Here is a 22,167-nt window from a genome sequence, read left to right on the forward strand (position 1 = left end):
GGACAAAGGAGCGGGGGGGGACAATTTGGGTTCCGTGGGGAGGGGGGGGTGGGGGGTGGGTTTTGGGCTTCTAACCCGAATCGCCACTCACGACCCACCCGGCCTAGTGCTTACCGCGCCCGGGCCCGGGCCCGGGGACTGTGACCGAAATCCGCGAGACTCGCCCGCGGGCGACGTCTAGCGTGGGCGATTGTGACGTGGAGTTCGTACAGCAGCTATCTGATCATCGTCATCCTGATCGTCCTCGCTCCCGGCCCGGACACGATGGTGATGCTCAAGAACTCGCTGTCCGGCGGCAGCCGCGGCGGTTTCCTCGCCACGGCCGGGATCTTCGTGGCCAACGCGACCCAGGGCACCGCCGCCGCGCTCGGCCTCGGGGTCGTGATCGCGCAGTCGCAGCCGGTGTTCGTGACGCTGAAATGGCTCGGCGCCGCCTATCTGGTCTTCCTCGGCTTCCAGGCGCTGCGCGGCGCCTGGCGGGGTGACTACTCCGGCGCCGACGCGGTGAAACACCAACGGGCGAGCGGATTCCGCCGCTTCCGCGAAGGCTTCCTCTCCAACATCACCAATCCGAAGGTCCTCGTCCTGTACCTGTCGGTGCTCCCGCAGTTCCTCGACCCGGCGACGACGTCCGCGTGGCACGCGCTCCTGCTCGCCTACACCGTCGCGGTGCTGGGCTTCGTCTGGCTGATGGTGCTGCTGCTCTTCGTGCACCGGGTGCGGGCCTGGCTGGAACGCCGCAAGGTCCGCCGCGCGCTCGACGGTGTCACCGGCACCGCGCTGGTCGGTTTCGGTGCGGCTTTAGCGTTCGAGTAACCCTTACGGTCGTTCGCGCGATACTCCATATGTCGCAATGGCGCGATTTGGGAGGCTTCGATGACCAAGAAGACCTACGGCGTGATCGCCGGAGCCGCCTTCTCCCTCATGCTCTTCGGCGCGGGCCCGGCCGACGCGGGCGAGCGCGGCAACGGCGACGCTCCTCCCGGGCACGCCCAGGACACCACCAAACCGCAACCACCGTCCAAAGCGGACTTCTCCGGGCACGGTGCCAATAAGCACGGGCCGTACGACTCCACGCGGGATGGTTCGCCGTCCGCCAACGGCAACGGCGCTGGCGAAGCCGTCGGGAAGCCCTGCGCCGGCTGCGTCGGCAAGGCCGACAACAAGAACCCGCCCGGACAGCTGCCCGGCGGCTCGGACGCCGACGCGGGCTACGAATGCGACCGCAACCACGGCGTCGGGCGCGGCAACCCCGCGCACACCGCCTGCGTACCGGACCGGACACCGCCCGCCACGACCCCGCCGGGCGAAACTCCTCCGCCCGAAAAGCCACGGGTCGAGGTCGTCGTTCCCGCCGTCGTGCCGGTGGCGGCCGCCGCGCCCCGTGGCGACATCGCCGTCGCGAGCTCGCCTTCGCTGGCCCAGACCGGTTTCGATCTCGAACCCGCGCTGCTGACCGGGCTGGGCTTGCTGACCGCGGGCGGTGCCGCGGTGTTCGCGGGAACCCGGCGGCGCCGGAACGCGTGACTCGCTCAGGATGCGCGCTCAGGTTCCCCCGCGACACGCTCGATGCGGGCGCCGAGCCGGTTCAGGTTCTCCACGAAATGCGGGTAGCCGCGGTCGATGTGGAAGACGTCCCAGACCTCGGTGACGCCGTCGGCGCACAGTCCGGCGAGCACCAGCCCGGCGCCCGCCCGGATGTCCGACGCCCACACCGGCGCGCTGGAAAGCCGCTCCACGCCACGGACGACGGCGTGGTGGCCGTCGGTGCGCGCGTCGCCGGAGAGCCGCATCATCTCCTCGATGAAGCGGAACCGCGCCTCGTAGATGTTCTCGGTGATCATCGACGTCCCGTCGGCCACCGCCGAGAGCGCCACCGCGAACGGCTGCAGGTCGGTCGCGAAGCCGGGGTACGGCAGCGTCACCCAGTCGACCGCCTTCGGCCGCTCGGGCTGGACGATCCGGAAGCCTTTGCCGTCGAACGTCTCGACCTCGGCGCCCGCCAGGCGGAGCTTGTCGAGGACCAGGTCCAGGTGGTGCGGGTTGACGCCGCGGACGGTCAGGTCGCCTCGGGTCATCGCGGCGGCGAACGCCCAGGTCGCGCCTACGATCCGGTCGCCGATCACGCGGTGCTCGGTCGGGTTCAGCTTCTCGACGCCCTCGACGGTGAGGGTCGACGTGCCCGCGCCCTCGATCTTCGCGCCCATGTCGGTGAGCATCGTGCAGATGTCGACGATCTCGGGCTCGCGCGCGGCGTTGTCGATGACCGTGGTGCCCTCGGCGAGGACGGCGGCCATCAGGATGTTCTCAGTGGCGCCGACGCTCGGGAAGTCCAGCCAGATCTGCGCGCCGCGCAGGCCGTCGGCCTTCGCCACGACGCAGCCGTGCTCGATGGTGCTGGTGGCACCCAGCTTGCGGAGGCCGTTCTGGTGCATGTCGAGGGGCCGCGAGCCGATCGCGTCACCACCCGGCAGCGCCACGACGGCCTGCTTGAGCCTGCCGACCAACGGCCCCAGCACGCAGACGGACGCGCGCAGCTTGCCCATCGCGGCCGAATCGGCGCGATGCGACAGCTCGGCGGGGGTGGTGATCTTCGCGGTGTCACCGTCGATGACGACGTCGCAACCCACACTGCGGAGGACGTCGCCCATCAGCGGGACGTCCAGGATCTGGGGGCAGTTCGTGATGGTGGTGGTGCCCTCGGCCAACAGGGCCGCGGCCATCAATTTCAGGACACTGTTCTTCGCCCCGACCACGTCGACCTCGCCGACCAGCCGTGCTCCGCCGTGCACGTCGAAGTGCTCACTCATGGGCGCCAATCATGCCCTCTCGTCCCGATTTGCCTTACGCCGGGCCGGTAGAGTCGGTTTCATGGTCGTTCGCATCAACCGCGTGTACACGAAGGTCGGCGACAACGGCACCACGGCGCTCGGCGACGGCTCACGGGTGCCGAAGACGTCGCCGCGGCTGTCGGCGTACGCCGATGTCGACGAAGCCAACTCCGTCATCGGGCTCGCGCTCGCGATGGGCGGCCTGACGGCGGAAATCACCGAGGTCCTGCGTGCGGTGCAGAACGATCTCTTCGACGTCGGCGCGGATCTGTGCGCGCCGATCGTGGAGAACCCGCCGTACGAACCGCTGCGCATCACCGAGCGGTACATCGAGCGGCTCGAAGGCTGGTGCGACGAGTTCAACGAGCGTGTGCCGAAGCTGACGTCGTTCATCCTGCCGGGTGGCACCCCGGGCGCGGCCTTCCTGCATCAGGCCCGCACGGTCGCCCGACGGGCCGAGCGGTCCGGCTGGGCGCTGTACGAGGTCGAGCAGGCCACGACGAACCAGCTGGCGATCAAGTACCTGAACCGGCTTTCGGACCTGCTGTTCATTCTGTCGCGGCTGGCGAACCCGGACGGCGACATCCTGTGGCAGCCCGGCGGGGCGAGCTGAAGGACGCTTTCACCGCGTCCTTCAGCTCACGCTCAGCCCTGTTCCCGTGCTGCCCAATAGCGCTCGAGGTCGACTTCGGGCGTGCCGTCCTTGCCCGGGTCGATCGCCTTCATCGTGATCGTGTCCTCCATGGACACGGGCTCGGGAAGGTGGCTCCAGCGGTTCGCGTCCTCGCTCTGAGTCATAGGCCGAGGATAGACGTGGATCACGTCGGAAACCCGGTAGAAATGCCGCTTCGTGATGATCCCATGTTTCCGCCGGCGCGTTCAGAGGACTAAACGCCCCAGGTGGTCCGAAGATCAGCGAGGGCGTCATGGAAGCCGGGGAACGTCTTCTTCACGCAACCCGGGTCGTCCAGCGTGATCCCTGCCGTACGCAGCCCCGTGACGCTGAACGCCATCGCGATCCGGTGATCTCGACGGCACTTCACGAGCGCCCCCGTCGGCACACCCGGCTGGATCTCGATCCACTCCCGCCCCGTTTCGACCGCGACGCCCATCGCGCGCAGGTTCTCCTCGCAGGCGGCCAGCCGGTCGCATTCCTTGATCCGCGTGTTGTAGACGTCCTCGATCCGTACCGGCCCGTCCGCGAACGGCGCGATGGCCGCGAGCGTCGGCACGGTGTCGGAGATGTCGCGCATGTTCACCGTGACACCGCGCAGACCGCCCGTTCCGGTCACGGTGACCGCGTCCGAACCCACCTCGACGTCGGCGCCCATCTGCCGCAGGACCTCGACGAACCGCAGATCCCCTTGGAGCGCGCCCGCGCCCAGCCCCGGAATCGTCACAGAACGCCCGGTCAGCGCGGCGGCGGCGAAGAAGTAGCTCGACGTCGAAGCGTCCGGCTCGATCTCGTAGCGGCAGGCCCGGTACGGCGTGGACGGCACGACGAACGTGTCGCCGTCCCGGACGACCTCGACGCCGAAGCGCCGCATCATCGCGATGGTGATCTCGACGTACGGCACCGAAACGAGGTCGGTGACGGTGATCCGCAGTCCCTCGGCGGTCAGCGGGCCGACCAGCAGCAACGCGGTCAGGAACTGGGACGACAGCCCCGCGTCCAGCGTGAGCGCCCCGCCCTTGATCCCGTCGGCCCGTACCACCAGCGGATGGTGCCCCGGCGAGCCTTCGAAGGTGAGGTCGACGCCCAGTTCGAGCAGCGCGTCGGTGAGCGGCCCCAGCGGCCGGGCACGCATCTGCTCGGAAGCGTCGAATCGGAAGGTCCCGTGGCCGGCGGCGGCCAGCGCGGGGAGGAAACGTGCGGTGGTGGCGCCGTCGCGGCAGAAGACGTCGGCGCTGTCGACGGCGGGCCCCTCGGGACGGCCCTCGATGGTCCACTCACCATCGGAACGGGTGACCTGATAGCCGAGCTTGAGCAGGCCTTCGGCGAAGCCCTCGGAGTCGTCCGAGCGCAGTGGCCTGCCCAGCACTGTCGTGCCGTGCGCGGCGGCCGCGAGGAACAGCCCTCGGGCGGTGATCGACTTCGAACCGGGGATGTCGACGATGGTCACGCCGCGAGCATACGACGTCTCGGCGGAACCGATTCAGGAAGCGCGCGGAAGCCGACGGCCCGGCGGGGCCGACTCCAGCCAGGAGAGGAAGCCGGTGAGGGCACCGGGGCCCATCGCGATCTCGATCGCCTCCTGCGTGGCGGACTCACACCGCAGGACGATCGAACCTTCGGGGACGGCGTACGCCTCCGTGCCGGACGGGTCGCGCCTGTCCGCGATCTCCATGCTCACGCGCTGGAACACGCGATCGGGGCCGGTCCGCAGGCTCCAGACGCGGAACCAGACGAACTGCTCGCCCTCGTAGCGGCCCAGCCCCAGATGCCAGCTGGACCGCGCCTCGTCCGGACGCCACCGCAGCGCGACACTCACGCCGCCACCGCGGCGCATCCGGACCCATCGCAACGAATACCAGGCCGCGAGCACGGCCAGGATGGTCAGGGCCCCGAGAACACCCACGGCGATTTCCACGGCCCGGCCCCTGTCCTTCGCCCGGTCAGACTGACTGACCGGCCGCGCGGAGCTGGGCGGCTGCCCGAGCCCGCTCTTGCTCGTCTTCGCCGCTCAACGCCTTCTTGGCCGCGTCGACGTCGATCTCGTGCGAAAGCTCCGCGCTCTCGGCGAGGATGCTCACGCCGGTCGCGGTGACCGACAGGAAGCCGCCGTGCACCGCGGCGGTCACGGTCTCGCCGTCCGTGGTCGTCACCTTCACGACGCCGCCCTCGACGAGCTGGCCGAGAACCGGCTCGTGACCGGCCATGATGCCGATCTCGCCCTCGGTGGTCTGCGCCACCACGAACGTGGCGGTACCGGACCAGAGACGGCGCTCGACGGCTACCAGCTCGACAGAAATCTCAGCCACGTAGCTTCCCTTCACCTCAGGTGCTGCCACCGAGTCTAATAGTCAAAGTTCCAACTATGCGAACGGCGGGACCAGCGTCCACAGTAGACACTGATCCCGCCGCTCATCGGAACATCACTTCTTGGTGATTTCCTTGTACTTCTTCTCGAGGTCTTCGAGGCCACCGATACCCAGGAACGCCTGCTCCGGGTAGTGGTCGAAGTCGCCCTTGGTGATGCGGTCGAAGGACTCGATGGTCTCCGACAGCGGCACGGTCGAGCCCGGGATCTGCGTGAACGCCTCGGCGACCAGCATGTTCTGCGACAGGAACCGCTCGATGCGGCGCGCGCGCTGAACGGTGAGCTTGTCCTCTTCCGAGAGCTCGTCCATCCCGAGGATCGCGATGATGTCCTGCAGCTCCTTGTACTTCTGCAGGATCCGGATGACCTCGGAGGCCACCCGGTAGTGGTCCTCACCGACGATGGCCGGGTCGAGAATGGTCGACGTCGACGCCAGCGGGTCCACCGCCGGGAAGATGCCCTTCTGGAACACGCCACGCGAAAGCTCCGTGGTGGCGTCCAGGTGGGCGAACGTCGCGGCCGGGGCCGGGTCGGTGTAGTCGTCCGCGGGGACGTAGATCGCCTGCATCGAGGTGATCGAACGACCACGGGTCGAGGTGATCCGCTCCTGGAGCTGACCCATCTCGTCGGCCAGCGTCGGCTGGTAACCCACGGCCGAAGGCATGCGGCCCAGCAGGGTCGACACCTCGGAACCGGCCTGGGTGAACCGGAAGATGTTGTCGATGAAGAGCAGCACGTCCTGGTTCTGCACATCGCGGAAGTACTCCGCCATGGTCAGCGCGGACAGCGCGACCCGCATACGGGTGCCCGGCGGCTCGTCCATCTGACCGAAGACGAGGGCGGTGTCGTTGATGACGCCGTCCTCGGACATCTCCAGGAAGAGGTCGTTACCTTCACGGGTGCGCTCGCCGACCCCGGCGAACACCGAGGTGCCACCGAAGTTCCGGGCGACACGGGTGATCATCTCCTTGATGAGCACCGTCTTGCCGACACCGGCACCACCGAACAGGCCGATCTTGCCACCCTCGACGTACGGGGTCAGCAGGTCGACGACCTTGAGGCCGGTCTCCAGCATCTTCGTCTTGCCTTCGAGCTGGTCGAAGGAGGGCGGGTTGCGGTGAATGCCCCAGCGCTCGAGGTCGTCGCCGTAGCCGGGCTCGTCGAGGCACTCGCCGAGCGCGTTGTAGACGTGGCCCTTGACCTTGTCGCCCACCGGAACGGTGATGGGGCCACCGGTGTCGGTGACCTCGGCGCCACGCACCAGGCCGTCCTGCGGCTGGAGCGAAATGGTGCGGACGAGGTTGTCACCGAGGTGGCTGGCGACCTCGAGCGTCACCGTCTTGCGGAGCTGCTCGAACTCGATTTCGACCTTGAGCGCGTTGAACTGGTCGGGAACGGAACCGCGCGGGAATTCGACGTCGACGACCGGGCCGGTCACCGAGACGATGCGCCCCTTGGCACGGGCTTCAGTACTGGTCATCAGTCATCACTTCCTGCTGCGGTGAGCGCGTTCGCGCCACCGACGATTTCAGAGATCTCCTGGGTGATCTGCGCCTGACGGGCCTGGTTCATCTCCCGCGTCAGCGTGCTCACCAGATCGTTCGCGTTGTCCGACGCGGCCTTCATCGCGGTCCGGCGGGCCGCGAGTTCGGACGCCGCCGACTCGAGCATCGCCGCGAAGATCCGCGTGTTGATGTACTTCGGCAGCAACGCGGAGAGCAGCTTCTCGGCACTGGGCTCGAACTCGTAGCTCGGGAGCAGGCTTTCCGGCTTCTCTTCTTCGCCCTCGGTGTACTCGACCTCGAGCGGCGCGACGCGCTTGGCGGTCGGACGCTGGGTCAGCATCGAGACGAACTCGGTGTAGACGACGTGGATCTCGTCCACACCCAGGATGCCGTCGGCGTTGCCGGCCTCGTCGTCGGCGCCGTTCAGGAACGACTCGACGATGAGCTCACCGGCTTCGGCGGCGTTGACGTAACCGGGCTGGTCGGAGAAGCCCGTCCAGCTTTCGGTCACCTCACGGCCGCGGAACCGGTAGTAGCTCAGGCCCTTGTTGCCGGTCACGTAAAGCACCGGCTCCTTGCCCTGCTCACGCAGCAGCGTGAGGAGCTCCTCGGTCGCCTTCAGCACGTTGGAGTTGTACCCACCGCACTGACCCTTGTCGCTGGTGATCACGAGGACCGCCGCGCGCTTCGGGTCGGGGCGCTCGACCAGCAGCGGGTGGTCGAGGTTGGACGAGGCGCCGGCCAGGGCCGAGAGCACGTTCGTGATCTCGTCCGAGTAGGGCCGGGACGCCGCGACCTTCGCCCGCGCCTTGGTGATGCGCGCGGTGGCGATGAGCTCCATCGCCTTGGTGATCTTGCCGATGGACTTGGTCGCCTTGATACGCGACCGGAGTTCTCGGAGTTGTGCGGCCATGAGCTATCAGCTCACTTCTTCGGTGCGGGCTTGTTGACCTTGACGGTCTCCTGCCCGACCTTCTCGGCGTCCATCGCGTCGGAGACCTCGGTGAGGCTCTTGCCCTCGGCGGTGGTGAACTCCTTCTTGAACTCGTTCACCGCGTCGACCAGCCCGGAAGCGGTCTCGTCGGAGAACTTGCCCGACTCGCGGATGTCCTTGAGGAGCTCGCCGTGCTTACGCCGGGCGGAGTCGATGAACTCGTGGTTGAAGCGGCGCACGTCCTCGGTCGGGACCGAGTCGTAGTGCCCGTTCGTGCCCAGGTACACCGTAACGACCTGCTCCTCGACCGGGATCGGGGAGTACTGCGGCTGCTTGAGCACCTCGTACAGGCGGGCGCCACGCTCGAGCTGCGCCTTCGACGCGTCGTCGAGGTCCGAGGCGAAGGCCGCGAAGGCCTCCAGCTCGCGGTACTGCGACAGGTCGATACGGAGCGAACCCGAAACCGACTTCATCGCCTTGACCTGCGCGGCACCACCCACGCGGGAAACCGAGATACCCACGTCGATGGCCGGGCGCTGACCGGCGTTGAACAGGTCCGACTGGAAGAAGCACTGACCGTCGGTGATCGAGATGACGTTGGTCGGGATGTACGCCGACACGTCGTTCGCCTTGGTCTCGATGATCGGGAGACCCGTCAGCGAGCCCGCGCCCAGCTCGTCCGAGAGCTTCGCGCACCGCTCGAGGAGACGGGAGTGCAAGTAGAAGACGTCGCCGGGGAAGGCTTCACGGCCCGGCGGGCGACGCAGCAGCAGCGAGATCGCGCGGTAGGCGTCGGCCTGCTTGGTCAGGTCGTCGAACACGATGAGGACGTGCTTGCCCTCGTACATCCAGTGCTGGCCGATGGCCGAACCGGTGTACGGCGCGATCCACTTGAAGCCGGCGGAGTCCGACGCGGGTGCCGCGACGATGGTGGTGTACTCCATCGCGCCGGCGTCCTCGAGGGACTTCTTGACCGCGGCGATCGTGGAGCCCTTCTGGCCGACCGCGACGTAGATGCAGCGAACCTGCTTCTTCGGGTCGCCGGAGTCCCAGTTGGCCTTCTGGTTGATGATCGTGTCCACCGCGACGGCCGTCTTACCGGTCTTGCGGTCACCGATGATCAGCTGACGCTGGCCACGGCCGATCGGGGTCATCGCGTCGATCGCGGTGATACCGGTCTGCAGCGGCTCCGACACCGGCTGGCGCTCGACCACCGAAGCGGCCTTGACCTCCAGCGGGCGGCGGTCGGAGGTCTCGATCTCGCCGAGGCCGTCGATCGGGGCGCCCAGCGGGTTCACGACGCGGCCGAGGTAGCCCTCGCCGACCGGAACCGACAGGACCTGTCCGGTCCGCTTGACTTCCTGGCCTTCGACGACGGTCTCGAAGTCACCGAGGATCGCGGCACCGATGGAGCGCGCGTCCAGGTTCAGCGCCACCCCGAGGACCCCGCCGGGGAACTCGAGCAGCTCGTTGGCCATCGCCGAGGGCAGGCCCTCTACGTGGGCGATGCCGTCACCGGCGTCGATGACGACGCCAACTTCTTCCCGGCTCACGTCCGGGGCGTAACTCGAGACGTAGTTCTCGATCGCGCTACGGATCTCATCCGAGGAGATCGTCAGCTCCGCCATTTCAATCCCGCTCTCGCTTCGTTCGTGCCAGTGTGCAAAGTCGTTGTTGTGGGTGTCAGCTAGCCAACCGGCGACGCAGGGCGTCGATGCGCCCCGCGGTGCTGCCGTCGATGACCTCGTCGCCGACGCGGACGACGAGTCCGCCGCCCAGTGACGGGTCGACCTCGACGTGCAGCGCGAGCTGCCGCCCGTAAAGGGCGTTGAGCTTCTCGCTCAGCCGAGCGTGCTGCTCGTCGGACAGCGCGCTCGCGCTGGTCACCTGGGCGACCGAGCGCTGACGGCGTTCCGCGGCCAGCTGGACCAGCCGCTCGAGGGCGTTGGCGACCCCGCGGCCCTTGGCGCGCAGGACGACCTGCTCGACGAGGGTCTTGGTGACCACGTCCACCTTGTCGGCGAACAGAGTGCGGACGAGGGTCCGCTTCGCCTCGGCGGGAGCGGTCAGGTCGGCCAGGGCCCGTTCGAGCTCCGGCGCACCCGCAACGATACGAGTGACCCGGAACAGCTGGTCTTCGACAGCGTCGATGTTCCCGGACTTCTCCGCACTGGTGAGCAGCGCCGAGCGGCCGAGGGCCTCGAGCCCGTCGGTCAGTTCGCGCGGGCTCGACCAGCGGCTGCCAGCCACGGAGTCGAGCACCTGCAGGGCCGGTTCGGAAACCTTGCCCGCGAGGATCCCGCGAGCGAGGCCGATCCGGGCTTCGGGCGTCGCCGAACCGTCGGCGACGGCCCGGCGCAGGCCGATCTCCCGGTCCAGCAGGGCGACGACCGAAAGCAGCTCGTCGCCGACCGTCGCCGGGTCGGTACCCGCGGCGGCCAGTACCTCGCCGAGACGATTCTCGGCGAGGTCGAGCGCTTCACGGCTCGCAGCATGCAGCGTCATTCTGGTCTACTTTCCCGCTCCGTTGGAGGCACCGGCGGTCTCCAGCTCGGCAAGGAACCGGTCCACGGTGCCGTGACGGCGCGCGTCGTCCGCGAGCGACTCGCCGACGATGCGGCTTGCCAGCTCCACGGAGTTACGGCCGAGTTCGGCGCGCAGTTCGGCGATGATCTGCGCCTTCTGGGCCTGCAGCTGAGCCTGGCCCTGGGCGACGATGCGCTGGGACTCGGCCTCCGCCTCGGTCCGAAGCTCCGCCTTGATCTGCTCGGCTTCGAGCCGGGCGTCGTCGCGGATCTTCGCGGCCTCGGAACGGGCTTCCGCCAGCTGCGCCTTGTACTGCGCGAGGTTTTCTTCGGCTTCGGCCTGTGCCTTCTCGGCTCGCTCGATGCCACCCTCGATCAGCTTGGTCCGCTCTTCGTAAGCCGCCTCGAAACGAGGAACGACGTACTTCTTGAGCACCCACAGCAGAATGAGGAAGGCGACGAAACCGAGGATCAGCTCGGGAATGTGCGGCAGGATCGGGTTGGGCGCCTCGGCGGCCAACACCAAATCGGTCTTCAGCACAACGTCTCCTTTAAGCGAGATTGAGTTGGGAAACTCAGGCGCCGGAGGCGAGGAAGTAGATGACGATACCGATCAGCGCCAACACCTCGGTCAGCACGAAGGTCGAGAAGGCGATGCCCTGAAGCTTGCCCTGCGCCTCCGGCTGGCGAGCGGTGCCGTTGATGACGGCGGCGAAGATGAGACCCACACCGATACCGGGGCCGATCGCGCCGAGGCCGTAGCCGATGGCGGCGAGACCCGGGTTGATGTTGGAAGCGGCCTCGGCAGCCTGCGCAAGAACGATGTTGCTCACGTGCGTTTCCCTTCAAACTCGGTCCGCGCGACTCACGCGGATCGGGGGCTTTTGGTGTTTCTCAGTGCTCCGACGCCAGCGCGGCGCCGATGTACCCTGCGGACAGCAGTGCGAAGATGTACGCCTGCAGGATCTGGATGAAGGCCTCCAGGAACGTCATCGCGATGGCGAAGAGGAACGCCACCGGCGACGCGACCTTCACGATGCCTTCGCCCTCGGTCAGCAGGAAACTCCCGCCGAGCGTGAAGACCATGATGATCAGGTGCCCGGCGAACATCGCCGCGAAGACTCGGATGGCCAGGGTGGCCGGTGCGATGAAGAACTTCTGCGCGAACTCGATGGTGGAGTACAGCGGCAGAACGAATCCGGGAATACCCGCCGGAGCCAGTTCCTTCTTCAGGTAACCCTTGAAGCCGTGGCGTTTGAACCCGACGTAGTGGTACACCGGGTAAACGACGAGGAACGCGAGAGCGACCGGGAACCCGATTCGCGCCATGGTCGGGAACTGGAAGAACGGGATGATCCCGAAGAGGTTGTTCACCAGCACGAAGCTGAACAGTCCCAGAATCAACGGGATGAACGGCTTGAAGTCGGCAGAGCCGATCTGTTCCCGCGCGATGTTGTTGCGGCCGAAGTTGTAGATCGATTCGGCCATGAACTGTCCCTTACCCGGGACGACCTTCAACCGGCGCGACGTCACCATGAAGTAGGTGACGATGATGATCAGGGAGATGACCACCAGCAACATCGGCTTGGTGAAGCTCAACCAATAGCCGGAGCCGAACAACGGCGGTAGGTTGAAGTCTTTGACGCCTGGCGGCGTGAACTCCGCACCCTCGGCTAGTACCAGCGCGCCCACTGGGCTCCTTCCGGTTCTCCCGGCCGGCGTTCACTCCGCCGGGGGAATCGTCACGATCTGGACTTAACGTACCCGACACGTATCGGGCCGTCGGAGGCGGCCACCCCACGATGTGCTGAACACGGTTTCACGTTCCGCACACGAGGATTCTCGATGCAGTGCTCCCGGGAGACAGACGCCTACCAGCGGGTAAGAAGGGACGATTCAACACCGTCGCCACACTGCTGTTCGGGGTTCGTCATCGGGAGCCGGCAGCCGAGGCCGCCGCCCATACGCGGACCATATCAGCAGGTACCGGCGGGCCGTACAGGCGTACTACATTGCCCCCGATCGGCCGAGGACCTAGGTCCCGTCCCAGGTCAGGACCTCGGTCCCGGGAATCAGCGGGAAGCGGGGATGATCGTCGGGATCTTGGTCTTGCGGAACGCGGCGAACTCCGCGCCGGCGGCCAGCAGGATGGCGACGATCATGGTGATACCGAGCGACATCGGATGCAGCCAGGTGACACCTCGCAAGAGCGTCAGCGCACCGAACAGGACGAGGATCTTGAGGACGTAACCACCGAGGGCGATCACCATCACGAACATCGGGTCCATCCCCGCGCTGAAGCGCATCATGCCCAGCGTCGCGAGCGAAGACAGGATGGCGAGCACGCCACCGATGACCGAGCCCACGAGCCCGGGCATTCCATTGAGGACGGTGAACAGCACGATGCACACGAGAACCGCGGGCGGGGTGATGAGCAGGGACGCCTTCGTCATCGCGTTGGCCGCCTGCAGAACCACCTTGGCGTGGGGGTTCTCCTCCGCCGCGACGGTCTTCTCGGTCTCGCTCACAGAAAGCTCCCTGGTCGTCTCAGCCCGCCAGTGTAGGCCCGCGCGGATCGGCTCTTTCAGGCGGTTCGGTTCCGCGACCGCAGCCGGGGGATGACCGACACCAGTGTCGCCAGCAGGAAACCGAAACCGACGACCCAGAAGACCGCGGCGTCGTCGAAGAGCGTCACCGACACCGCGCCGAACGCGAGCAGGCCCGCCCACAAGTAGATGAGCAGTACCGCGCGGCGCTGCGAATGGCCGATCTCCAGCAGGCGGTGGTGCAGGTGCATCTTGTCCGCGGCGAACGGGCTCTCGCCGCGACGGGTGCGGCGGACGACCGCCATGATCAGGTCGAGCAGCGGCACGAACAACACCGCGGCGACCACGACGAGCGGCGAAAGCAGCGCGAGCGCGTCCTTACCGCTGAACTGCGGGTAGGGCACGCGGCCCGACGCGGACGTCGTCGCACCGGCCAGCATGAGCCCGATCATCATCGAACCCGAGTCGCCCATGAAGATCTTCGCGGGCTGGAAGTTGTACGGCAGGAAGCCGAGACAGGCCCCGGCGAGCGTGGCCGCGATGAGGGCGGGCGGATACGCGCCGACGTCGCCACCCGAGGAGTCGAGCAGGCCGAGGGAGAACGAGCACGTCGCCGCCGCGGCGATGAAACCGAGACCGCCGGCGAGCCCGTCGAGGCCGTCGACGAAGTTCATCGCGTTGACCATGACGACCACCAGCACGACGGTCAGCAGCGCGCCCTGGTTCTTGTCCAGCACCAGCACCTGGCCGAAGGACTCGCCACCGCCGCCCCACGGCACCCAGAACGACACCCACTGCACGCCGAAGATCACCAGGATCCCGGCGCACATGACCTGGCCCGCCAGTTTCGTCCAGGCGTCCAGTTCGAACCGGTCGTCGAGCGCGCCGATCAGGGAGATCACCCCGGCGGCGAGCAGGACGCCCAGCGAGTCGAAGGAGAAGTCGAAGCCGCGGCTCAGCGCGGGCAGCTGGTGCGCGAGCCCCATCGCGGCGGCGACGCCGAGGAAGATGCCGATCCCGCCCATCCGCGGGATCGGGGTGACGTGGACGTCACGGGCCCGCGGGTTGGCGATCGCGCCGATCCGGATGGCGACCCGGCGCACCACGCCGGTGAGCAGGAAGGTAACGGCCGCCGCGGTGAGGGCGACGAGGATGTACTCCCGGATCGGGAGACCTTGCGTAGGAGGCATGATGCGTTACGCCGCCGAGGTCCAAGTCACTCGAACACGCTACCGCGCTGGGGGGATACGGCGGCCAACGGTACTGACACCCGGTGAATCAGGCGAGTGACTCCGCGGGCACACCCAGCACTTCCGCGACCGCGGCGCGGCTGACCGCGCCCTCCCGCAGGATGACCGGGTCGTCGCCGGTGAGATCGACCATCGTGGACGGAACGGGCGCGCCGGTGGATCCGCCGTCGAGGTACACCGCGACACTGTCGCCGAGCTGGTCGACCGCTTCCTGCGCGGTGGAGGCGGGCGGCTGACCGGACACGTTGGCGCTCGAGACCGCCATCGGGCCGACGTCACGCAGCAGCTCCAGCGCGACCGGGTGCAGCGGCATGCGCAGCATCACCGTTCCGCGTGACTGGCCCAGATCCCACTGCAGGCTCGGCGCGTGCGGCAGGACGATGGAGAGGTCGCCCGGCCAGAAGGCTTCCATGAGCGCGCGGGCCTGCGGCGGGGTGCCGAGCACCAGTCCGTCCACAGTGGACCAAGAGCCGACGAGGACGCCGACCGGCATGTCCGGACCGCGGTTCTTGGCCCGCAGGAGGGACTGGACGGCGCCGCCGTCGAAGGCGTCCGCGCCGATGCCGTAGACCGTGTCGGTCGGAAGGACGACGAGGCGGCTGGAGCGCACCGCGCTCGCCGCCGCGGCGAGCCCGTCGGCCCGCGTTTCACGCTTGCTGCAGTCGTACACCGCGCTCATGGCGCCTCAGCCTAGCCTGCGGCCTCGTGAGTGGTAATGACGGTTAGAACCGTCATTACCACTCACGAGGCAAGCTGGGTCAGAAGGCGAAAGCGGTGCAGTACGACGTCGCCGTCTTGCCAGGATCGGCGATCGACGTCGCGGTCAGCTTGATGTGCGCGACGTGGTCACCTCCCCCGGTTCGCTTGGCGTGCGCCGTCGCCGACGACCGCCCGCCGAACGGGACGGTGGACAGCTCGTTCGGCAGCCGGACCTCCCAGCCCTTCGCGGTGGTGGACGCGCTCAGGCGGTAGGTGTCGGTGTTGAAAGGGGCGGCCGCGCCCTTCGCGTCACCTGTGTTGAACACCGGGAACGAGCAGCTCGCGAGCCCCTGCTTGGCGAACGCCGGGGCCGACGGCCACAGCGAAACACCCCTGGCCCGCGTGCCGGCGCCGTCGAGCGAGGCCACCGTGACCACGTAGGACAGCACGCCCTTGCGGTCGCGTTCGACGTCCGAGACCAGGAACTTCAGTTTGTTCGCCTCGTCGGTGTACTCGTACTTGCTCGCCGAACCGGTGCCCGCCTTGAACGCGGCGTCGTTGAGCTGGCGGTAGTCGCCGATCGTGATCGGCACCGCGGTGCCGTCCGGTTTCTTGTAGTCGGTCATGCCGATGTCGGCCGGATGCGCGTCGACGATCCATTCGAACGGCGCGTTGTCCTGGTTCTTCGTCTTCGCGATGATGACGCCGGAATCGGGGGCGAAGGAATCGCTGCCCATCCGGTCGACGACCTCGACGGTGTAGTTGTCGTAGCCGCCACCGTCGCAGAACGGGTCCTTCGAGCGATCGCATTTCGGCGAAAGATCCCCGCCGTTGAGCGCGATGTTGATGCCGCTGTAGGCGCCCTGTCCCGGAAGGACCGAACGCGCCGTGATCCTTGCCGACACCGGCCCGTTCTTCGCGAGCTGGTCACGGTCGATTTTGAGGACGTCTTCGGGGTCGATGATGTCCAGCTTCATCTTGGTGCGCAGCATGTGGTGCGAGCCCATCGAGCCGCCCTGCGTCGCCGGGATCTGCCAGCGCGTGTGCGGTCCACCGGGACCGTTGAAGCTGCCGCGCGACATCATCTCCCACGGACCGGTGTAGGTCCTGGACAGCGGGGTGCCGAACGGGTTGTTGTAGTTGTCGCCGATGCCGAGAATGTGGCTCAATTCGTGCGCGTAAACCGCTTGACCCGAGCTTTCGGCCTGGGTCGAGGAACCGGTGACCGCGTTCGGCCAGATACTGGCCGCCGATTTCCACGACGTCCACGGGACATAGCGGGTGGACGCGGCGTTCGGCATTCCCGCGACACCGGGGCCGAACGCGTCGGGCACGTTCCCCGGCTCGCCGAACTTCATCACGCCGAATTCCTGCCAGGTCGCGCTCTCGTCCTGGCCCGCGGAAAGATAGAAGATGAAGTCGAACTGCTTGGCGACGTCACCGACGTCCGCCCGCCAGGCGGCGCCCGCGTCCGCGCGCAGGTCACGCTTGCAGTTCGCGCCCGGCGGACAGGCGTCGGGCTGGAACTCCATGCCGTATTCGAAGGACTTGCCCGGCAGCCGGTACGGCCCGAACGCGGTCAGTTCGACGCCCATCCGGCCGCCGGAGTCCTCCATCCAGTATTCGTTGATGGTGTGGCCCTGGTTCAGCGCCTGCGGTTTGTTGAGGAAGTCCTGGTAGAACTTCGCGACGCCTCCGCGGGGGATGTTGCTCGCGGCGGGGCCGGGGTTGCCGAACACCGTCGAATGCGTCGGCTGCGTGACGGCGAACTCCTGATCCGGGTAATCCGCGAGCACCACGGCGCCCTTGAACGTCCGCTTCGTCGGCTTCAGCGAGGGATCGGCCCAGTTGGTGCCGGGCGGCTTGCGGTAGTCGTCCCACGTCATGTGGTCCTGGTTCTCCCAGGTCGACCCGTCGATCGGGGCGGGCCAGCCCTTCACGGGCACCGCGGCGGACGCGGGTTGGGCGACCAGACCCGGCAGTAGCGCGACGGTGGCGAGGACGGCGAGTGTTCTGAGTGGGGCTCGTCGGAGAGACGATCGCATCGGGGTACACCTCCCAGTCGGACCGCCGAGCAGGCGGCCTCGTCCGACGTTAGGAGGTGGGCTTTGCCCTGGGCACCGCCGGAAGTCGTGAGTCCCGCTAACTACCCGGTCCCGCACTCCCGCGTTTCGTCCTCTGAATGCGGTAGTTGCGCGTGCAAGTACCGCATTCAGAGGACGAAACGCGAGGAGGACGTCAGGAGACGCGCAGAGCGGTGACGAAACGCGGCCGTCCGGCGAGGTCGAGGTGGCCCTGTACGTCGGTCAGCACCCGCCGCGCCCGCACCAGCGCCGGTACGGCGGAGCCGTGCGTGTCGTCGTGCTCGATCGCCATCCCGCCGGTGGGCCGCAGCAACCGCGCGGCGGCGGCGATCGCGTGCCGGATCACGGCCAGCCCGCTCTCCTCCGCGAACACCGCCCGCGGCGGGTCGTGCTCGGCGACCTCCGCCGGGACCGGCGTGCCTTCCGGCACGTACGGCGGGTTGCACAGGACGAGGTCGACGAGCCCGTCGAGCTCGGCGAACATCGTGCTGTCCGCGACGTCGCCGGAGTACAGCCGGATGGGCGTGTCCCCCGCGTCGGCGTGGACGTCGGCGTTGTGCCGGGCCCAGGCGAGCGCCTGCGCGTCGATGTCGACGGCGTAGACGACGGCGTCCGGACGCGCGTGCTGCACGGCCAGCGCCAGCGCGCCGGAGCCGGTGCACAGATCGACCACTACCGGGTACTCGCGCCCGTGCAGCAGTTTGAGGCCCCATTCCAGGAGCAGTTCGGTCTCCGGGCGCGGGACGAACACCCCGGCGCCGACGTTGACCGTGATGTCGCCGAGCGCGGCCCAGCCGGTGAGGTACTGCAGTGGGATCCGTTTGGCGCGCTGGTTCACCAGCTGGCCGATCGCGTCGATGACCGGCGGGTCCACCAGCGGCACCATCGGGAGGCGGCCGCGTTCGACGCCGAGGACATGGGAGGCGATGATCTCCGCGTCCGAGCGCGGTGACGCCACCCCGGCCTCGGTGAGAATCCGGGTCGCTTCCATGATGGCGAGGCGCAACGGCTGCCGGTTCACTGGTGTTCCTTCACAGAGTCAAGCCTGACACACAAGGCATGCGTGCCGGGGGCGATACACGCGGGCTCAGGGTATCGATTCCCTTCAGCGCACCCGCCACGAGAGCGACGACAACGTCAGCGCCGCTTCGGCCACTCGCCGCGCGAGGTCGGTCTGAAGGCTCTTCGTCGCCGAAGCGATCCACTCGTCGACGTTCCGTACGCCGATATCGCGGTACTCGACGGCCTGAAGCAGCATCTCGAGCTTGTCCGCGTCGCGCGCGTACAGCGCCTCCGGACTCTCCGCGGTTTCGTACTCATCGACGGCTTCGCGCACCGAGTCCCGAGCGGCGCCGGGAAGCGCCGACGTCTGCGCGGCCGTGATCGCGCGCGGGTCCGGCTTCTCGACGAAGCCCTTGATCGTGTGCGGGAGGTCGCCCGTCCGTGTCTCCTGCGTGTCGTGCCAGAGCGCGAGGTACGCCGCCCGCGCCGGGTCGGCGCCGCCCTCGGCCGCCAGCAGGCCGGCCAGCTGCGCGACCCGTGTCGTGTGCTCGGCGACCGATTCGGGATCGCGGACCCCCGCCTGCCACCACCCGGCCCGCCGGATCCGCTTGAGCACACCCAGTTCGAACCCGAATTTGGCCAGGGCTTCCACGCTGCTCCTCTATGCGTCGACGACGAGATATCCGGCCAGTGTCCCCCGTCGCCGCCGGAGCGTGTCGATCCGGTCGTCCATCTCGGCCAGTTCGCGGCGGATCTCCGCCACCACGGTCGGGCACATGTCCAGCTCGGGCAGTTCGCCCTTGGCGCACGGGAGCATCTTGGCGATGACCTGCGTACTCAGCCCGGCCGCGAGCAGCGCGCGGATCTGCCGCACGGTGGTGACCGCGTCGTCTTCGAACGTGCGGTAGCCGTTGCCGTCACGCCGGGAGACCAGCAGTCCCTGTTCCTCGTAATACCGCAGCAGCCGGTGACTCACGCCGGTCCGCCGGGAGAGCTCGCCGATCAGCATGTGACCCCCATCATCCGCGATTGACCTTCACACCGATGTCAGTACCTAACGTCGGCGGCATGACGAATCATTTCGCCCACATCGTCCGCGGTTCCGGTCCCGGGCTGCTCCTCGCCCACGGTGGCGGTGGCAGCGTCGAGGGCAACTTCGGCGGCATTGTCGACGAACTCGCCCGCACCCACACCGTCGTCGGACCCGACTACCCCGGCGCCGGAGCCACCCCGCGCGCCACCGGCCCGCTCGACCTCGACTCCGTCGCCGACGAACTCGTCGCCATCGCCGTCGACGCCGGGCTGGAGCGCTTCGCGATCCTCGGTTACTCCCTGGGCACCGGCGTCGCCGTGCGCATCGCGACCCGGCATCCGGAGCGGGTCACCGGGCTGATCCTGACCGCGGGGTTCACGAAGCCGGACAACCGGCTGCTGCTGGCCGTCGACATCTGGCGCGAACTGCTCGACGGCGACCGCAGGCTGCTGGCGAAGTTCCTCACCTTCGCCGCCACCGGCGAGACCTATCTGAACGCCCTCACCCCGGCCGGACTCGAAGCCGCCATCGACGGACTCGCCGAGTTCATCCCCGAGGGCAGCCCCGAGCACGTCGGACTGGTCACGAGCGTCGACACCCGCGCCGAACTCGCCGGGATCTCGGTACCGGCGCTGGTCATCGCCACGACGCAGGACGGCCTCGCCCCGCCCGCGCATTCCCGCCAACTCGCGGCCGGGATCCCCGGCGCCGAACTGGTCGAGATCGAGGCCGGGCACGGTATCGGCGTGGAAGCCCGCGACGAATGGCTCGGCGCGATCCAGAAGTTCCTCTCCGCGAGGTCGTGAGTGGCGATTCGGGTTCTCTTTGAGAAGAAGGCCCAACGTGTCGTGATCGTGGGCGGCCTGTTCGTCGGGGTGGCGGGCAGCGCGAAGGCGTAACTCGCGTGCTCAGACACGGAACTCGCGTGCCAGGCTCCCGCACTCGCGTGTCCCGCCTCCAAGCACGTGAGACTCGTCTCTGAGCACGCGAGTGCGGCGCCACGTCACCCAGACCACCATCCCACCCGAACACGCCACGTTTGCCTTGCCCCTCAACAACCCGAATCGCCACTCACGACCACCCGGACCGACGGCCCACCGCCGCCCTCCCGCCTCAGTACCGGGGGCCTTCACGCGCCGCCGTTGCGACTCGATCCAGAGGGTGCGAACTGATCACCCTCCGGCGTCTTCTATGGTGGCGCGGGTGAAGATCCGGGAAATCCGACTGGCCCTCGGCGTGTTTTTCGCCGCGCTCGGGGTCCTGCTCGTGCGTTTCCTCGTCCCGCGTCCGATCGGCATGGCGGACAACGGCGACGGCTGGCGCATCCTGTGCCGGCTCGGCGCCCGCGAGCCCGACAGGCCTTCGGAAACCTTCGTCCGCTTCTCCTACGGTCCCGCCCCCGCCTGCAACAGCGAATACATCTCCAGCCAGAGCTGGATCGACAAGATCGCCGGTGAGATCGGGCAGCTGCTCGGCTCGTCGGCGATCCTGAACCTGCTGGTGCTGGGGGTGCTGGGCTGTCTGCTGGTGGCGGGCGGGATCGCCGCGATCGTCGCGGGCCTGCGTCTTTCCGCCCGCGACAGCTTCATCGCCACTGCCGCGCTGCTGCTGGTCGCGGCGGACTCGGCCTTCTTCGGCTACTTCGCCTCCGTGCTGAGCGAGGGCGCCGCCTTCATCGGGATGTTCCTGCTCGCCGGCGGGCTCCTGCTGATGCATCGCACCGGGCCGTGGCGCTACACCGGCGCCGCCGTCACCGTCCTCGGCGCGATGATCGGCATCAACGCGAAGTCACAGACGCTGCTGCTGATCCCGCTGTTCGCGCTCGCCTTGCTGTTCGTCCGCCCGGCAGGCAGCCGCGGCCTGGCCCGGTGGGCGCTGCCGCTGGCCGTGCTCGCCGTCGTCGGCACGGGTACCGCCCTGGTGCAGGGCGCCGGCGACTCGGCCAACGCGGAATATCGCGAAGCCAACATCTACCACGTCATCTTCAACGGGATCGTGGACGGCAAGCACGACACCACCGGCGACCTCGCCGCGCTGGGCCTCCCGCCCGAGTTCGCGAAATACGTCGGCACGGGCTGGTGGAGCGCGAACGCGGCCTGGCGCGACCCCGCGTACGGCCAGTACCGCGACAAAATCAGCCGCCGCAACGTCGCCCAGTACTACCTCGAACACCCGGGACGGGTGGTCCAGATGCTGCACCGGTCCGCGCAGGAGACGCTGACCGCGCGGGTGCCGAACCTCGGCAGCTTCGGCGAGCACGCCGGGCAACCGCCGCTCGCCAAGGAGTACCGCGTTCCGGTCCTGTCCGGGATCACCGGCTGGATCGCCCCGCTGGGGCTGTTCGCCCTGCTGCCGATCTGGCTGCTCATCGGCTGGGCCGGGCTCCGTGCCTTCCGCAACCGCACCGGAAGCCGCGACGTCGGCATCGTGGTGCTCATGTTCCTGTTCTTCGCGATGGGCCAGATTCTGGTTTCCGGGCTCGCGGAAGGCATCGAGAACGTCAAGCACCAGCAGCTGACGATCTACCCGACCCTGCTGGCCGCCGCCTTCGCCGCGCTTTCGTTCCTGCCCCGGCGAAACAACGAATTGGATCGCGAAGAGAAGCTTCGGAACACAAAGACAGCGGTCGCGGTCTCCTGAACAAGCGGTATCCCCACCTTGGGCTCGCTACTTTTCGTCCCGCCCAACGGGGCATCGACACCCCGTTCGCGTGACAC

Annotated in this window: 24 protein-coding genes; 5 read left to right on the forward strand and 19 right to left on the reverse strand. The window is 68.0% G+C overall.

Translation table 11 applies throughout. The features are described 5' to 3' along the window. The first annotated feature begins 192 nt into the window (after positions 1–192). Both ACZ54P_RS11490 and ACZ54P_RS11495 read left to right on the forward strand, forming a co-directional pair. A complete protein-coding gene (locus ACZ54P_RS11490) occupies positions 193–816 on the forward strand; it encodes a LysE family translocator (protein WP_465461412.1) in 624 nt (207 codons plus the stop codon). A gap of 60 nt (positions 817–876) precedes the next feature. After that, positions 877–1,527 carry an LPXTG cell wall anchor domain-containing protein gene (locus tag ACZ54P_RS11495; protein ID WP_465461413.1) on the forward strand — a complete coding sequence of 217 codons (651 nt, stop codon included), beginning with the start codon at positions 877–879 and terminating at the stop codon, positions 1,525–1,527. Positions 1,528–1,532: 5 nt separating this feature from the next. Here ACZ54P_RS11495 and murA read toward each other — a convergent pair whose 3' ends face one another. After that, entirely contained in the window at positions 1,533–2,810 is a 1,278-nt protein-coding gene (gene murA, locus ACZ54P_RS11500) for a UDP-N-acetylglucosamine 1-carboxyvinyltransferase (protein WP_465461414.1), read from the reverse strand. 61 nt (positions 2,811–2,871) lie between these two features. On the opposite strand from murA, the gene ACZ54P_RS11505 reads away from it, so the two are divergent. Further along, entirely contained in the window at positions 2,872–3,444 is a 573-nt protein-coding gene (locus ACZ54P_RS11505) for a cob(I)yrinic acid a,c-diamide adenosyltransferase (protein ID WP_465461415.1), read from the forward strand. A 32-nt stretch (positions 3,445–3,476) separates the two neighbouring features. Here ACZ54P_RS11505 and ACZ54P_RS11510 read toward each other — a convergent pair whose 3' ends face one another. The 18 genes from ACZ54P_RS11510 to ACZ54P_RS11595 form a co-directional block, all read right to left on the reverse strand. Then, on the reverse strand, positions 3,477–3,629 hold the full coding sequence (locus tag ACZ54P_RS11510; RefSeq protein ID WP_465461416.1) for a hypothetical protein: 153 nt from the start codon (positions 3,627–3,629) through the stop codon (positions 3,477–3,479). Positions 3,630–3,718: 89 nt separating this feature from the next. Beyond that, complete coding sequence (aroA, locus tag ACZ54P_RS11515; protein WP_465461417.1) at positions 3,719–4,954, reverse strand: 3-phosphoshikimate 1-carboxyvinyltransferase; 1,236 nt, start codon at positions 4,952–4,954, stop codon at positions 3,719–3,721. Between the two features lie 33 nt (positions 4,955–4,987). Beyond that, the gene (locus tag ACZ54P_RS11520) at positions 4,988–5,422 is read right to left on the reverse strand and encodes a DUF2550 domain-containing protein (RefSeq protein WP_465461418.1); all 435 of its coding nucleotides are present in this window, start codon (positions 5,420–5,422) and stop codon (positions 4,988–4,990) included. Positions 5,423–5,447: 25 nt separating this feature from the next. Beyond that, entirely contained in the window at positions 5,448–5,813 is a 366-nt protein-coding gene (locus ACZ54P_RS11525) for a F0F1 ATP synthase subunit epsilon (protein ID WP_465461419.1), read from the reverse strand. A gap of 114 nt (positions 5,814–5,927) precedes the next feature. Then, positions 5,928–7,352, reverse strand: coding sequence for a F0F1 ATP synthase subunit beta (gene atpD / locus ACZ54P_RS11530; protein WP_125785131.1), 1,425 nt, complete (start codon positions 7,350–7,352; stop codon positions 5,928–5,930). Next, complete coding sequence (locus ACZ54P_RS11535; RefSeq protein ID WP_465461420.1) at positions 7,352–8,290, reverse strand: F0F1 ATP synthase subunit gamma; 939 nt, start codon at positions 8,288–8,290, stop codon at positions 7,352–7,354. Before ACZ54P_RS11535 ends, atpD begins: the two co-directional genes overlap by 1 nt. Positions 8,291–8,301: 11 nt before the next feature. Beyond that, complete coding sequence (atpA, locus tag ACZ54P_RS11540; RefSeq protein ID WP_465461421.1) at positions 8,302–9,939, reverse strand: F0F1 ATP synthase subunit alpha; 1,638 nt, start codon at positions 9,937–9,939, stop codon at positions 8,302–8,304. 55 nt (positions 9,940–9,994) lie between these two features. Next, the gene (locus ACZ54P_RS11545) at positions 9,995–10,816 is read right to left on the reverse strand and encodes a F0F1 ATP synthase subunit delta (RefSeq protein ID WP_465461422.1); all 822 of its coding nucleotides are present in this window, start codon (positions 10,814–10,816) and stop codon (positions 9,995–9,997) included. A gap of 6 nt (positions 10,817–10,822) precedes the next feature. Beyond that, entirely contained in the window at positions 10,823–11,377 is a 555-nt protein-coding gene (locus ACZ54P_RS11550) for a F0F1 ATP synthase subunit B (protein WP_465461423.1), read from the reverse strand. Between the two features lie 34 nt (positions 11,378–11,411). Beyond that, a complete protein-coding gene (locus tag ACZ54P_RS11555) occupies positions 11,412–11,669 on the reverse strand; it encodes an ATP synthase subunit c family protein (RefSeq protein WP_125785136.1) in 258 nt (85 codons plus the stop codon). A gap of 61 nt (positions 11,670–11,730) precedes the next feature. Continuing rightward, entirely contained in the window at positions 11,731–12,528 is a 798-nt protein-coding gene (gene atpB / locus ACZ54P_RS11560; protein WP_465461424.1) for a F0F1 ATP synthase subunit A, read from the reverse strand. Positions 12,529–12,908: 380 nt separating this feature from the next. After that, positions 12,909–13,364, reverse strand: coding sequence for a hypothetical protein (locus ACZ54P_RS11565; protein ID WP_465461425.1), 456 nt, complete (start codon positions 13,362–13,364; stop codon positions 12,909–12,911). 56 nt (positions 13,365–13,420) lie between these two features. Continuing rightward, on the reverse strand, positions 13,421–14,572 hold the full coding sequence (locus ACZ54P_RS11570; protein WP_465461426.1) for a glycosyltransferase family 4 protein: 1,152 nt from the start codon (positions 14,570–14,572) through the stop codon (positions 13,421–13,423). An 88-nt stretch (positions 14,573–14,660) separates the two neighbouring features. Then, positions 14,661–15,311, reverse strand: a complete 651-nt coding sequence (locus tag ACZ54P_RS11575; protein WP_465461427.1) for an L-threonylcarbamoyladenylate synthase — start codon at positions 15,309–15,311, stop codon at positions 14,661–14,663. Positions 15,312–15,390: 79 nt separating this feature from the next. Beyond that, the gene (locus ACZ54P_RS11580) at positions 15,391–17,376 is read right to left on the reverse strand and encodes a M6 family metalloprotease domain-containing protein (RefSeq protein ID WP_465461428.1); all 1,986 of its coding nucleotides are present in this window, start codon (positions 17,374–17,376) and stop codon (positions 15,391–15,393) included. A 193-nt stretch (positions 17,377–17,569) separates the two neighbouring features. Beyond that, entirely contained in the window at positions 17,570–18,436 is an 867-nt protein-coding gene (gene prmC / locus ACZ54P_RS11585) for a peptide chain release factor N(5)-glutamine methyltransferase (RefSeq protein WP_061982290.1), read from the reverse strand. An 84-nt stretch (positions 18,437–18,520) separates the two neighbouring features. After that, the gene (locus ACZ54P_RS11590; RefSeq protein ID WP_465461429.1) at positions 18,521–19,069 is read right to left on the reverse strand and encodes an HD domain-containing protein; all 549 of its coding nucleotides are present in this window, start codon (positions 19,067–19,069) and stop codon (positions 18,521–18,523) included. 9 nt (positions 19,070–19,078) lie between these two features. Next, the gene (locus ACZ54P_RS11595) at positions 19,079–19,426 is read right to left on the reverse strand and encodes a MerR family transcriptional regulator (protein WP_465461430.1); all 348 of its coding nucleotides are present in this window, start codon (positions 19,424–19,426) and stop codon (positions 19,079–19,081) included. Positions 19,427–19,485: 59 nt separating this feature from the next. Here ACZ54P_RS11595 and ACZ54P_RS11600 point away from each other — a divergent pair, with 59 nt between their 5' ends. Together ACZ54P_RS11600 and wsfD are read left to right on the forward strand one after the other, a co-directional pair. Further along, positions 19,486–20,256, forward strand: a complete 771-nt coding sequence (locus ACZ54P_RS11600; RefSeq protein ID WP_465461431.1) for an alpha/beta fold hydrolase — start codon at positions 19,486–19,488, stop codon at positions 20,254–20,256. A gap of 397 nt (positions 20,257–20,653) precedes the next feature. Continuing rightward, entirely contained in the window at positions 20,654–22,090 is a 1,437-nt protein-coding gene (gene wsfD, locus ACZ54P_RS11605; protein WP_465461432.1) for a glycan biosynthesis hexose transferase WsfD, read from the forward strand. Positions 22,091–22,167 lie beyond the last annotated feature (77 nt).

The organism is Amycolatopsis sp. NPDC034160 (assembly GCF_055575355.1).

Bases quoted from the DNA above. Each gene is read 5' to 3' on its own strand.
- ACZ54P_RS11510 (WP_465461416.1), bottom strand. From the start codon at position 3,629: ATGACTCAGAGCGAGGACGCGAACCGCTGGAGCCACCTTCCCGAGCCC.
- ACZ54P_RS11595 (WP_465461430.1), bottom strand. From the start codon at position 19,426: ATGCTGATCGGCGAGCTCTCCCGGCGGACCGGCGTGAGTCACCGGCTG.
- ACZ54P_RS11545 (WP_465461422.1), bottom strand. From the start codon at position 10,816: ATGACGCTGCATGCTGCGAGCCGTGAAGCGCTCGACCTCGCCGAGAAT.
- atpA (WP_465461421.1), bottom strand. From the start codon at position 9,939: ATGGCGGAGCTGACGATCTCCTCGGATGAGATCCGTAGCGCGATCGAG.
- ACZ54P_RS11505 (WP_465461415.1), top strand. From the start codon at position 2,872: ATGGTCGTTCGCATCAACCGCGTGTACACGAAGGTCGGCGACAACGGC.
- murA (WP_465461414.1), bottom strand. From the start codon at position 2,810: ATGAGTGAGCACTTCGACGTGCACGGCGGAGCACGGCTGGTCGGCGAG.
- ACZ54P_RS11580 (WP_465461428.1), bottom strand. From the start codon at position 17,376: ATGCGATCGTCTCTCCGACGAGCCCCACTCAGAACACTCGCCGTCCTC.
- ACZ54P_RS11600 (WP_465461431.1), top strand. From the start codon at position 19,486: ATGACGAATCATTTCGCCCACATCGTCCGCGGTTCCGGTCCCGGGCTG.
- atpD (WP_125785131.1), bottom strand. From the start codon at position 7,352: ATGACCAGTACTGAAGCCCGTGCCAAGGGGCGCATCGTCTCGGTGACC.
- ACZ54P_RS11570 (WP_465461426.1), bottom strand. From the start codon at position 14,572: ATGCCTCCTACGCAAGGTCTCCCGATCCGGGAGTACATCCTCGTCGCC.
- ACZ54P_RS11575 (WP_465461427.1), bottom strand. From the start codon at position 15,311: ATGAGCGCGGTGTACGACTGCAGCAAGCGTGAAACGCGGGCCGACGGG.
- ACZ54P_RS11535 (WP_465461420.1), bottom strand. From the start codon at position 8,290: ATGGCCGCACAACTCCGAGAACTCCGGTCGCGTATCAAGGCGACCAAG.
- ACZ54P_RS11495 (WP_465461413.1), top strand. From the start codon at position 877: ATGACCAAGAAGACCTACGGCGTGATCGCCGGAGCCGCCTTCTCCCTC.